Origin of the sequence: Citrobacter sp. CK189, assembly GCF_030333505.1 — a bacterium.
Lineage (GTDB): Bacteria > Pseudomonadota > Gammaproteobacteria > Enterobacterales > Enterobacteriaceae > Citrobacter_B > Citrobacter_B koseri.
On sequence record NZ_JAOWFV010000038.1, the window covers coordinates 1,100,623 to 1,113,214 of the forward strand.

At 55.1% G+C, this 12,592-nt stretch carries 11 protein-coding genes and 1 riboswitch; of the genes, 9 read left to right on the forward strand and 2 right to left on the reverse strand.

Translation table 11 applies throughout. From position 1 onward, the window contains the following. Positions 1 to 34 precede the first annotated feature (34 nt). The 3 genes from OGV83_RS15110 (at position 35) to OGV83_RS15120 (ending at position 3,319) form a co-directional block, all read left to right on the forward strand. Positions 35 to 310 carry a metal/formaldehyde-sensitive transcriptional repressor gene (locus OGV83_RS15110; RefSeq protein ID WP_012132328.1) on the forward strand — a complete coding sequence of 92 codons (276 nt, stop codon included), beginning with the start codon at positions 35 to 37 and terminating at the stop codon, positions 308 to 310. Between the two features lie 32 nt (positions 311 to 342). Next, positions 343 to 1,461, forward strand: a complete 1,119-nt coding sequence (locus OGV83_RS15115) for an S-(hydroxymethyl)glutathione dehydrogenase/class III alcohol dehydrogenase (protein WP_012132329.1) — start codon at positions 343 to 345, stop codon at positions 1,459 to 1,461. 169 nt (positions 1,462 to 1,630) lie between these two features. Next, positions 1,631 to 3,319 carry a methyl-accepting chemotaxis protein gene (locus OGV83_RS15120; RefSeq protein ID WP_012132330.1) on the forward strand — a complete coding sequence of 563 codons (1,689 nt, stop codon included), beginning with the start codon at positions 1,631 to 1,633 and terminating at the stop codon, positions 3,317 to 3,319. Positions 3,320 to 3,381: 62 nt separating this feature from the next. Here the strand turns inward: OGV83_RS15120 and OGV83_RS15125 are convergent, their stop codons facing one another. Then, on the reverse strand, positions 3,382 to 4,305 hold the full coding sequence (locus OGV83_RS15125; RefSeq protein WP_012132331.1) for a LysR substrate-binding domain-containing protein: 924 nt from the start codon (positions 4,303 to 4,305) through the stop codon (positions 3,382 to 3,384). A 230-nt stretch (positions 4,306 to 4,535) separates the two neighbouring features. Then, positions 4,536 to 4,608: riboswitch (Fluoride riboswitch) on the forward strand. Positions 4,609 to 4,683: 75 nt separating this feature from the next. On the opposite strand from OGV83_RS15125, the gene OGV83_RS15130 reads away from it, so the two are divergent. From OGV83_RS15130 to rimL, 6 genes are all read left to right on the forward strand, one after another. Then, a complete protein-coding gene (locus OGV83_RS15130; RefSeq protein ID WP_012132332.1) occupies positions 4,684 to 5,586 on the forward strand; it encodes a DHHA2 domain-containing protein in 903 nt (300 codons plus the stop codon). 81 nt (positions 5,587 to 5,667) lie between these two features. Next, positions 5,668 to 7,011: a 2-oxoadipate dioxygenase/decarboxylase HglS gene (gene hglS, locus OGV83_RS15135; RefSeq protein ID WP_049011627.1), complete on the forward strand. Its 1,344-nt coding sequence runs from the start codon at positions 5,668 to 5,670 to the stop codon at positions 7,009 to 7,011. A gap of 41 nt (positions 7,012 to 7,052) precedes the next feature. Beyond that, positions 7,053 to 8,561, forward strand: a complete 1,509-nt coding sequence (locus OGV83_RS15140) for a carboxylesterase/lipase family protein (protein WP_286463939.1) — start codon at positions 7,053 to 7,055, stop codon at positions 8,559 to 8,561. Positions 8,562 to 8,805: 244 nt separating this feature from the next. Further along, on the forward strand, positions 8,806 to 10,461 hold the full coding sequence (locus OGV83_RS15145; protein ID WP_024130319.1) for a glucan biosynthesis protein D: 1,656 nt from the start codon (positions 8,806 to 8,808) through the stop codon (positions 10,459 to 10,461). 178 nt (positions 10,462 to 10,639) lie between these two features. Then, positions 10,640 to 10,864, forward strand: coding sequence for an HP1242/YdcH family protein (locus OGV83_RS15150; protein WP_012132337.1), 225 nt, complete (start codon positions 10,640 to 10,642; stop codon positions 10,862 to 10,864). Between the two features lie 141 nt (positions 10,865 to 11,005). Then, positions 11,006 to 11,551, forward strand: a complete 546-nt coding sequence (gene rimL, locus OGV83_RS15155) for a 50S ribosomal protein L7/L12-serine acetyltransferase (RefSeq protein ID WP_130028583.1) — start codon at positions 11,006 to 11,008, stop codon at positions 11,549 to 11,551. On the opposite strand, the gene ydcK is transcribed toward rimL, so the two are convergent. Beyond that, the gene (gene ydcK, locus OGV83_RS15160; RefSeq protein WP_286463941.1) at positions 11,543 to 12,523 is read right to left on the reverse strand and encodes a YdcK family protein; all 981 of its coding nucleotides are present in this window, start codon (positions 12,521 to 12,523) and stop codon (positions 11,543 to 11,545) included. The two genes, rimL and ydcK, sit on opposite strands and share 9 nt — an antisense overlap. Positions 12,524 to 12,592: the final 69 nt, after the last annotated feature.

The following is a 12,592-nucleotide window of genomic DNA, read 5'->3' on the forward strand; positions in this document are numbered from 1 at the left end:
CTGATAGTATACCCCCCTATAGTATGGAGGGCGTATGCCGCATTCACCTGAAGATAAAAAACGTATTCTCACTCGGGTTCGCCGTATCCGCGGGCAGGTTGACGCGCTGGAACGGGCGCTGGAGTCAGGGGAACCTTGTCTGGCGATCCTGCAACAGATTGCCGCCGTTCGCGGCGCATCTAACGGGCTGATGGGAGAGATGGTTGAGATTCACCTGAAAGATGAACTGGTCAGCGGCGACACCACGCCGGATCAACGCGCCGTGCGCATGGCTGAAATCGGCCACCTTCTGCGCGCTTATCTAAAATAAACAGATCACCTCACAATAATGGGAAGAGACAAATGAAATCACGTGCAGCAGTTGCATTTGGCCCCGGCCAGCCGTTAAAGATTGTTGAAATTGACGTCGCGCCGCCGCAAAAAGGCGAAGTGCTGGTCAAAATTACCCATACCGGCGTTTGCCATACGGATGCGTTTACGCTCTCCGGCGACGACCCGGAAGGCGTGTTCCCGGCGGTGCTGGGTCACGAGGGCGGTGGCGTGGTGGTTGACGTTGGCGAAGGCGTCACCAGTCTGAAGCCTGGCGATCATGTTATTCCGCTGTACACCGCAGAATGCGGCGAGTGTAAGTTCTGTAAATCCGGCAAAACCAACCTGTGTCAGGCGGTGCGCGCCACGCAGGGTAAAGGGCTGATGCCGGATGGCACCACCCGTTTTTCTTACAACGGCGAACCTGTCTATCACTATATGGGCACCAGCACATTCAGTGAATATACCGTTTGTGCTGAAATTTCCCTGGCGAAAGTCAATCCGCAGGCGCCGCTGGATAAAGTCTGTCTGCTGGGGTGCGGCGTAACCACAGGGATTGGCGCGGTACACAACACGGCAAAAGTAAAAGAAGGGGATAGCGTTGCGGTCTTTGGCCTGGGCGGTATCGGCCTGGCGGTTATTCAGGGAGCGGTGCAGGCGAAAGCCGGGCGTATTCTGGCGGTTGACACCAACCCGGAGAAATTCAAACTGGCGGAAGAAATGGGCGCGACCGATTTCATTAATCCGAATGACTATGACAAACCCATCCAGGATGTGATTGTTGAGCTGACCGATGGCGGCGTCGATTTCAGTTTTGAATGTATCGGTAACGTCAATGTGATGCGCGCAGCGCTGGAATGCTGCCACAAAGGCTGGGGTGAGAGCATCATCATCGGCGTGGCTGGCGCAGGCCAGGAAATTAAAACCCGTCCGTTCCAGCTTGTTACCGGGCGCGTCTGGCGCGGTTCCGCTTTTGGCGGTGTGAAAGGGCGTAGCCAGCTGCCAGGCATGGTGGAAGAGGCGATGGCGGGGAAAATTCGTCTGGACCCGTTCATTACCCATCGCTTGCCGCTTGATCAAATCAACGATGCCTTTGATTTAATGCATCAGGGCAAGTCCATTCGTACCGTTATCCATTTCGGTGATAACTGATTCACATGCCAGCGGGTCTGCCGCTGGCACTTTCCTGAATTTTCAGGAATAAATGTTGTGAAAATGTGACAAACATTCCGATTTTCACCGTAAGCAAACTTCCTGGAATGCCGATGACTATCTAACGGGCGTGTTTTATACGCAATAACCTACAAGAGAGTCGACGGTCATGGACAACACATCAACGATGCAAGCACCGCATAAGCTGGGTTTTCTGCATCATATTCGGCTGGTTCCGCTGTTTTCCTCCATTCTCGGTGGCATCCTTCTTCTGTTCGCACTCAGTTCCGGGCTGGCGGGGTACTTCCTGCTACAGGCAGATCGTGACCAGCGGGATGTGACGGACGAAATTCAGGTGCGGATGGGCTTATCCAACAGTTCTAACCATCTGCGTACCGCGCGTATCAATATGATCCATGCAGGCGCGGCGAGCCGCATTGCTGAAATGGACGACATGAAAGCCAATATCGCTGAGGCGGAGAAGCGGATTAAGCAGTCGCAGGAAGGCTTTAACGTCTTTATGGCGCGGGCGGTAAAAACACCGGCGGACGAAGCGCTGGATGCGGAGCTGAATACCCGCTTCAAAGCCTATATTGATGGCCTGCAACCTATGTTGAAATACGCCAGAAACGGTATGTTCGAGGCGATTATCAACCATGAAAACGAACAGGCCAGACCGCTCGATACCGCGTATAACACCGTATTGCTCAAGGCGATTGAGCTACGCACGGCGCGCGCGAATCAGCTTAGCGACCAGGCGCATCAGCGCAGCCAACTGGGATTGATGTTCATGATTGGAGCGTTCGCGCTGGCGCTGGTGCTTACGCTACTGACGTTTATCGCGCTCCGCCGGACGGTAATCAACCCTCTGCAACGTGCTGCGCAGCGTATTGAACAGATTGCCGCAGGCGATCTCACCATGCCGGATGATCCAACCGGACGCAGCGAAATCGGTCGCTTAAGCCGCCATCTCCAGAAGATGCAGTCCTCTCTGGGGCAAACGGTGGGAACGGTACGTCAGGGGGCGGAAGAGATTTATCGCGGCACCAGTGAGATTTCCGCCGGCAATACCGATTTGTCATCGCGTACGGAAGAGCAGGCCGCAGCAATTGAACAGACCGCAGCCAGCATGGAAGAACTCACGGCCACGGTGAAACAAAATGCGGACAACGCGCACCATGCCAGTAAACTGGCGGAAGACGCCTCCGGCAAAGCCAGTCACGGCGGTCAGATGGTGTCTGGCGTCGTGAAAACAATGGGCAATATCTCCAATAGCTCGAAGAAAATTTCCGAGATCACCGCCGTCATCAACAGCATCGCTTTCCAGACCAATATCCTGGCGCTTAACGCGGCGGTCGAAGCGGCGCGAGCGGGTGAACAAGGGCGTGGCTTCGCCGTAGTCGCCAGTGAAGTGCGCACGCTGGCAAGCCGCAGTGCGCAGGCGGCGAAGGAAATTGAAGGGCTGATCAGCGAATCGGTCAGACTGATTGACCAGGGCTCCGGGGAAGTCGTCGCAGCAGGCAACACCATGAATGATATTGTCGATGCCGTGCGACGCGTAACGGACATTATGCTGGAGATCGCCGCAGCCTCTGATGAGCAGAGCCGTGGGATTGTGCAGGTGAGCCAGGCGATTTCCGAGATGGATAAGGTCACGCAGCAAAACGCCTCGCTGGTCGAAGAGGCCTCTGCCGCCGCCGCGTCTCTGGAAGAGCAGGCCGCTCGCTTAACCGAAGCGGTCGGGGCATTTCGTTTGCAGGGGGGAAGTGCGATTAAACGCGCGCCGTCTGTGGACGTCGTCGCCAGTTCATCACCGCAGCCGGTAACAACCAGCGGTGATAACTGGGAAACGTTTTAAGCCTTAATATTGCCGGGTAACGACGCTAACGCGTCTTATCCGGCATTTATTTGAGGGCGCATTCAGTGTGGCATGGATTTGCGGATAGCGGCGATCAGCGCCTGCGCGCCGGGAGAAAGCGGCGTGTCCACGCGGGTGAGGATGCCAATCGGTTCGCCAGCGCCCAGAGTGGGAATCGGCAGTGATACCAGCGTAGCCTGGCGCAGATCTTCTTTCACCGCGCCTGAAGGAACAAACCAGACGTAGTCATAATCAACGGTAAGCTGGCGAGACAACGAGGCCGACAGCGTTTCGATGCAGCCAACGGGCATTTTGCAGCCCTGACTTTGTAGCAGACCTTCCGCATTCTGCCGGGGAGCGGTGCCTTTGGGCGACACAACCACCGGCCATTCCATCACACGGCTTAAGGTGACGGTTTCCTGTAACAGCGGGTGATTAGGGCGCACAACCAGCTTCAGCGACTCCAGAAACAGCAGCTCGTAATTCAGACCGCTCATCAATTCCGGGTCGGACATCCGGCCAATACCGAGGTCGATTTCCCCCGTTTTTAAGCCAGCGAGCAGCATCGGGTTATTCATGGTGGCGACCTGTAACGTCGTCTCTTTTTGCTGCTTATGGAACTGACCAATAACGGCCGGAAGGATACCCAATGCGGCGGTGGGCAATGCGCCAATGCGCACCACATCATTATTGAGGCTTTCTTTGCGATTCAACGCCTGGCCAGCGGTATTAAGCGCATCAAGCACTTTTACCGCATGGGTGAGGAACTGTTCGCCGGGCAGCGTTAACTGCGCGCCGAGGCGACCGCGCTCAAAAAGGCGGGTTCCGGTCAGTTGCTCCAGCTCGTTAAGCGTTTTAGAGAGTGCAGGTTGACTCAGGTTAAGGGTTTCAGCCGCGCGCCCCAGTGTTCCTTGTTGGGCGACAGCTACAAAAGTATGAAGATGGCGCAAACGGATGCGCTGACTAAACAAGCTATTTTTTTCCATAAGCGATGTTAAAAACAGAGCGGTGCCGGTGACAAGTAAAGTTATTGGTTTTTGATAACCTGATAGCAAAATATTATTAACATCTAACTCATTTCTTTTACAAGAAGTTTGTTTTGCTTATGTTTTGTACGATTCACAGTGATGTGAGAATAATGACAATGCGTGGCGCAGAAAGCGACAGGTCATAACGTGAGTTCATACTTGAAAGAGACATCAAGCGGGTTCACAATCCTGTGCAGGGTGATGGCGTTCCACCTTATTCCAACCGCCTCGTTTCAGTAGGCTGATGACGCCTGATATGACTCTTTATCACCAGGAGCGTGTCGGGCTGGTCAATACTCTTCCGGTTCCTCATGCTTTTTCCAACAGGAAACAACAATGATATATGTAATTGGTCACCTCAATCCTGATAGCGATGCTATCTGTACGGCCATGATGACGGCGCGCTGGCTGACGTTACGCGGGCAGGAGGCAGTGGCGTTCCGCACGGGGGAAGCCAACCGTGAGACGCAGTTTATTTTTGCGCAGGCGGGGTTGCCCATTCCTGAACGATTAAGCGTTCCGCTCACCGATCGGGACGTCTGGCTGGTTGATTTTACCGAACCAGCCCAGGGGCCGGATTCTTTAGCGCAGAGTAACGTTGTTGGCATTATTGACCATCACCGCTTAGGCGGGTTGATCACCCGACTGCCGCCGGAAGTGTGGGTAAAACCTGTTGGCAGTAGCGCAACATTACTGTGGCAACTGATGACGGATGCCATTCGAAAACAGCTTTCACCCGCAGAAGCGACGTTATTACTGGGCGCCGTCCTGAGTGACACTGTCACGCTTCGTTCGCCGACAACGACCCCGGATGACCGCCTTGCGGTGGAATCGCTCAGCCAGCTCGCCGGTTTGTCTCTTGAACGCTTTAGCCGCGATCTTCTGTACGCGAAAACCAGCGTGGAAGGGATGAACGCCAGCCAGCTTCTTCAGAAGGACATGAAAACCTTTACTGTCCACGGGCAGCGGGTTTGCGTGGCGCAGCTTGAGCTGTATGCGCTGGAACAGGTTGATGCGATGATGGACGACCTGCGTGAGGAAATGGCGCGCTATGCCGCCGGGGCAGATGCGGCGCTGGTTGTTCTGATGCTCACGGATATCAATCTCGGTTATTCCCGCCTCTGGTTTGCCGGAGATGCCCAGCCGGATGTCCCGCACCCCTGCGAGGTGGAAGGGATGCTGAGCCGTAAGAAACAGATGCTCCCCTGGCTGGAACATCACCTGAATCCGCACAGGTGAGATCACACTTTGTAAATTCTTCCCACCAGAGTGAACGGCGTTTTCTACACTCCAGGTAATATTCACTGGAGGCATGACATTATGGCGAACACCATCGCGGCTGATGAGATTCGGGAACACTTTTCGCAGGCAATGTCAGCAATGTACCAGCAGGAAGTTCCACAGTACGGTACATTGCTGGAACTTGTCGCTGATGTGAATCTGACGGTACTGGAAAATAATCCCACGCTGCATGAAAAGCTGGCCAACGCGGATGAGCTGGCGCGGCTGAACGTTGAACGGCATGGTGCGATTCGGGTGGGTACGGCGCAGGAGCTTTCCACCTTGCGCCGAATGTTTGCGATTATGGGGATGTATCCCGTCAGTTATTACGACCTTTCTCAGGCGGGCGTTCCCGTTCATTCCACCGCCTTTCGCCCCATTGACGATGCGTCGCTTTCCCGCAACCCGTTTCGCGTCTTCACCTCGCTATTACGGCTGGAGTTGATTGAGAACGCGGCGCTGCGCCAACGCGCGGCGGATATTCTGGCGAAGCGCGATATCTTTACGCCGCGCTGTCGCGAACTTCTGGACGTCTTCGATGCGCAGGGCAATTTTACCGGGGCGCAGGCGCGGGAGTTTGTACAGGAGGCGCTGGAGACTTTCCGCTGGCACCGGCACGCCACGGTGGACAGGGAAACGTATCAGGCATTACATAATGAACACCGTCTGATTGCTGACGTAGTGTGTTTTCCAGGGTGCCACATTAACCACCTGACGCCGCGCACGCTGGATATCGACAAAGTACAGTTGATGATGCCGGAATGCGGTATCGAACCCAAGATCCTGATTGAAGGGCCGCCGCGCCGTGAGGTGCCGATTCTGTTACGCCAGACCAGTTTCAAGGCGCTGGAAGAGTCGGTGCTGTTTGCCGGTGAAACGGAGGGCAGCCATACGGCACGTTTTGGTGAGATTGAACAGCGCGGCGTGGCGCTGACGCCTGAAGGACGGCGGTTGTACGATGCGTTACTGCATAAGGCGGGGACGGGCAAAGATAATCTTACGCATCAGCTGCATTTGCAGGCGGTCTTTAACGCTTTCCCGGACAGCGAATTTTTACTGCGCCAGCAGGGGCTCGCCTGGTTTCGCTACCGGTTAACGCCTGCTGGTGAATCGCACCGCCAGTCTATTCATCCGGGCGACGACCCACAGCCGCTGATTGAACGCGGTTGGGTGGTGGCACAACCCATTACCTATGAAGATTTTCTGCCGGTAAGCGCGGCCGGAATATTCCAGTCTAACCTGGGTAACGAAACCCAGGCGCGCAGCCACGGCAATGCCAGCCGCGACGCCTTTGAGCAGGCGTTAGGGTGCCCGGTATATGATGAGTTTGCGCTTTATCAGGCGGCGGAAGAACGCAGTAAACGGCGTTGCGGACTGCTCTGATCGCGGTATGCTGTCGGGATGTGAAGGAAAAGGAATGCGTCATGTTGAATCCCTCCATCCCGCTTGTCGAAACGCAACAGGGAAATGTCATGGGTGTCGTGCAAAACGACATCCACATCTGGCGCGGTATACCGTATGCCGCGCCGCCTACGGGTCAGCTCCGCTGGCGGGTGCCACAGCCTGCCACCCCCTGGCAGGGCGAACGTCCTGCGAATACATTTTCATGCGCCAGCTGGCAGGATATTGAATATTGTCGCGAGCTTGGCGGGGGCGATCCGGGGCGTTTTTCCGAGGATTGCCTGTATCTGAACATCTGGGCGCCCGCGGTGCGCCCGCAGCCGTTGCCGGTGATGGTCTGGCTGCATGGCGGCGGCTACACCATCGGCGCGGGAGGATTACCGCCTTACGACGGTTGTGCGCTGGCGAAGCGCGATGTCGTGGTAGTCACGCTCAATTATCGTCTTGGTCACCTGGGATTTTTTGCTCATCCGGCCCTTGATGGCGAGGACGGCGAATGCGTGCATAACTTCGCCTTGCTCGATCAGATCGCGGCGCTACGCTGGGTGCAGGACAATATTACCGCTTTCGGCGGCGATGCGCAGAATGTGACGCTGTTCGGCGAGTCCGCTGGCGCGCGTAGCGTCCTGTCGTTGATGGCGTCCCCGCGGGCAAAGGGCCTGTTCCATAAAGCTATTATTCAGAGTGGTTATACGTTACCGGATACGCCGCGCGAGGTCGCGCTGCAAAAGGGCATCGAACTGGCGGCGCATTTTAATTTGCCGAACGCTACTGCTGAACAGTTGCGGGCGCTACCGGCGGAGGCATTCTGGCCGCTGGGCGCACCGTTGAAAATCGCGCCGACGCCGATTTCCGGCGATGCGGTATTGCCACAGCCGATGATGGAGACCTTCTTTGCCGGAAAGCAGCACCCAATGCCGGTTCTGGTTGGCTCCAACAGCGACGAAGCGAGCGTGATGGCAGTGTTTGGCGTTGATCTCGCCGGGCAGATCGCGAAATTGCGGCGCGAACGCCGACTGGGGTTAGGGCTGATCAGGCTGCTCTATCCCGGCGTGAAAGGCGATGAAGAACTGGGGCGTCAGGTCTGCCGCGATATGGCGTTCACCACGTTGGGTTATGTGGTGATGCAGGCGCAGCAGCGGGTAGGTGAACCGTGCTGGCGATACTGGTTTGACTATGTCGCGGAAACTGAACACACAACCTACGCCAACGGCGCCTGGCATGGAAATGAAGTGCCGTATGTCTTTGATACGCTGACGCTGGCGGAACCCGCGCGCAATTACGTGAATGACAACGATCTGGCGTTTGCCCGGCATATCGCCGATTACTGGGTTAATTTCGCCCGTCACGCCAGCCGGACCTGCGATGTTCTGCATGGTCCGGTGCGCTGGCCCGCCAGCGTTCAGGGGCGGGATCGCTTGTTACGCATCGGACTGAATAAATTTGCCGGTTTTAAAGTAGAGAACCGCTTTATGGGCGCGCGGATGGCGCTGTTCAAACGGGTGATGAAACATCACGTCAGTCTGGAATAATGGCGAGATGTCTGGCAGGTTGCGCTTTTCATAACCTGAAAGCGCGCCCATCTGTATTTACACGGTATTCAGTCTGTTCTTATCGACATAAAATATTTTGGCTTTTGTACAGATTATCGACAGCCAACAATTGGATTATTAATGAATTTTGTCTAGAGTGAGCGGTCAGAAACGTTGCACTTCTTGCCGCTGATAGAGACCAGCGCGGGACCATTCACACGACCAGAAGGACTCACTTTCAGGTATGGATCGTAGACGATTTATTAAAGGTTCAATGGCAATGGCCGCCGTGTGCGGTACGAGCGGTATTGCTTCACTCTTTTCCCGCGCCGCTTTCGCGGCAGAGTCTGATATTGCAGATGGTCAAACCGTCCGTTTTGACTTTTCCGTTCTGCAATCAATGGCGAACGATTTAGCGCAAAAGCCGTGGGGCGGCGAACCCCGGGCGTTACCTAATACGCTGGCGAATCTGACGCCGCAGGCCTACAACAGCATTCAGTACGATGCGGCGCACTCTCTGTGGAACAACATCGAAGGCCGCAAGCTGGATGTGCAATTTTTCCACGTAGGAATGGGCTTTCGTCGTCGCGTGCGTATGTTCTCGCTTGACGCCAGCACGCATCAAGCGCGCGAAATTCATTTCCGCCCGGAACTGTTCAAATACAACGATGCCGGTGTCGATACCCGTCAACTGGAAGGGCAAACCGACCTTGGCTTCGCGGGCTTTCGCGCCTTTAAAGCGCCTGAACTGGCGCGTCGCGACATCGTCTCCTTCCTGGGGGCAAGCTACTTCCGCGCGGTGGATGACACTTATCAGTACGGGCTGTCCGCGCGAGGCCTGGCGATAGACACCTATACCGACAGCAAAGAAGAGTTCCCGGACTTCACCGCATTCTGGTTTGAGACGGCGAAACCGGGCGACACCACGTTTACCGTGTATGCGCTGCTGGATAGCCCAAGCGTCACTGGCGCCTATAAATTTGTGATCCACTGTGAAGAGAGTCAGGTGATCATGGATGTGGAAAATCACATTTATGCGCGTAAAGACATCAAGCAGCTGGGTATCGCGCCAATGACCAGCATGTTCAGCTGCGGCAACAATGAACGCCGGATGTGCGACACTATTCATCCGCAAATTCACGACTCTGACCGCCTGGCCATGTGGCTGGGCAATGGCGAATGGATCTGCCGTCCGCTGAATAACCCGCAGAAATTGCAGTTCAACGCCTATCTCGACAATAACCCGAAAGGATTCGGCCTGCTGCAACTTGACCGTGACTTTTCCCACTATCAGGACATCATGGGCTGGTATAACAAACGCCCAAGCCTGTGGGTGGAGCCGCGTAACAAATGGGGGAAAGGGTCTATCGGCCTGATGGAAATCCCGACGACCGGTGAAACGCTCGATAACGTGGTGTGCTTCTGGCAGCCGGAAAAAGCGATCAAAGCGGGTGATGATCTGGCATTCAAATACCGTCTTTACTGGAGCGCGCAACCGCCGGTTCGCTCGCCGTTGGCGCGCGTGATGGCGACCCGTACCGGTATGGGCGGTTTCCCCGAAGGGTGGGCGCCGGGTGAACACTACCCGGAAAAATGGGCGCGCCGCTTTGCCATTGATTTTGTCGGCGGCGATCTGAAAGCCGCTGCGCCGAAGGGGATCGAACCTGTCATTACGCTGTCTAACGGCGAAGCGAAACAGATTGAGATCCTCTACGTCGAACCGTTCGATGGTTATCGCATCCAGTTTGACTGGTATCCGACGTCAGATTCGACCGACCCGGTGGATATGCGTATGTTCCTGCGCTGCCAGGGGGACGCCATTAGCGAAACCTGGCTGTATCAGTATTTCCCGCCGGCGCCGGATAAGCGTCGCTACGTTGATGACCGCGTGATGCGGTAATCCGCTCTGCTGCCCCGAGCCGCCACACTGCTGGCGGCTCTTTTCTCCCGACGATTCCCGGCGCATTTTCTGCTCATTATTTAAACTCGATCCCGTTCGCATTATTCCTTATGTCAAATGCGTAAGCTGACGGTGTGTACTTCAGTACACGTTTTACAGCCACTAACAGGGAGTGCGTATGTTTCCAGAATACAGAGATCTGATTTCACGACTGAAAACCGAGAATCCTCGCTTTCTTTCCTTGTTCGAAAAACACAACACCCTTGATCATGAGATTGCCCGGCTGGAAGGTTCTGACGGCAGGGGATACAGTTTGGATATTGTTCGTCTGAAGAAAGAGAAACTCCATCTGAAGGAGGATCTGCTCAGAATATTGCAGAAAGAAAGTTTGAATGAGAGCTGATTCGTTGTAGGCACTGCGCAGTCTTTGTCCTGCTTAAAAGGGCTTCCTGACAGACAAGGAAGCCCTTCCTGTTTTCAGGTATGCGGGCAAGTCTGTGATAAGCTAATAAATCCTGCTGTTGTCACCGTAAAGGATGGAGAAATGGCTGAAGTCATCACGATCAGCGAAACACTGGAACTGCGAGCGGTGGAAGAGTGCCATGTTACGCCGTTACATCAACTGGTGCTTAAAAACAAAGACTGGCTACAGGCATCGCTAAACTGGCCGCAGTTTGTCGCCAGCGAAGACGATACGCGCAAAAATGTGCAGGGTAATATGATGTTGCACCAGCGCGGCTACGCCAAAATGTTCCTTATCTTTCAGGAAGAGGAGGTGGTGGGCGTCATCTCGTTTAATCTGATAGAACCGTTGAATAAAACCGCCTATATCGGTTACTGGCTGGATGAATCTCACCAGCGGCAGGGTATTATGTCGCGCGCGCTTCAGGCGTTTATCGGCCATTATGCCGGGCGCGGCGAGCTTCGACGCTTTGTGATTAAATGTCGGGTTGCGAACCAGGCGAGCAACCAGGTGGCGCGCCGCAATGGTTTTGAACTGGAAGGATGCCTGAAACAAGCGGAGTTTCTCAACGGGGAGTATCACGACGTCAACCTGTACGCCCGCATTATCGAGAGCGCCTCAGAGTAACCCTGCCAACGGTGTTCGTGTAATATGCTGTTCACCGTTAACCACTTTTGGGCCACGCAAGTGGATGCTGTCGCCATCAAAGGTTTCGATCGTCGCCCGATCGGTGATTTCCACATGATGTTCAATCAGCACGTCCCCCAGAATGCGGGCATGGCCTTCGATCAGGATATGATCGTCAAGCAGGACAGGGCCGCCGCGTAGTTCGGCATGACCACCGACCAGAACGTGATGTTTCAATACGCAGTTACCTTCAACCGTCGCGTGCTCCGCCACCTGAGCACTGTAACGCAGCGTAGGAATGGCATCTTCCTCCGTTCCCGCAATAACGCGGGCGTGACCGTACACTTTGGCACAGTCGCAAAGCCAGACGTTATTCTCTTCATTACCTTCGACGATCGCGAAATCAAACACTTCCGCGCGGTGTTCAATAAACGCCTGGGTGACTATCGCATCACCGTAGATTTGCGCTTGATGCACAATGCGCGAGTTGCTGACGGTGGCGCGATCGTAGATTTGCAGCGTCAGGTCGCTTTCCTGGGTTAGGCCTTTTGCGGCGATAATCTCCGAATGGTGCAGAATACGAGCGTCGCCAGACAGATGACATTCACCGCGAACGAGCGAATTCTGCACGGTGACGTTGTTGCTTATCCGGGCGCCGTGACTGATCTCGGCCAGATCAATCCAGACGTTATCACCGATTTGCGCGCGATCTCTGATGATGCAGGCCTGGGTGATGCGGGCGTTGCCTGAAATCATCGTCCCGGCGAATGCGAGGGCATTCTCGTCGTAAATCCAGCAGTGTCCTTCTTGCGCCAGCACGCTTTCATCGTCTACCCAGCCGCCAGCGGTTCCGGCTTTGACGTCGTTAAAGTCGGTAAGGGCAATGATCTGGCGCAGCAGGACGCTTTTCTTGTGGCCGTTATCCTGATAACTAAAGGCGCGCGATTCTTCACTCAGGTGATATTTGCTCATGGGGAATTTCCCTTTGCTCGCTTAAGATAACCGTAGCAAATTTTTCAGCACTGGCTAAACAGGGCGAAA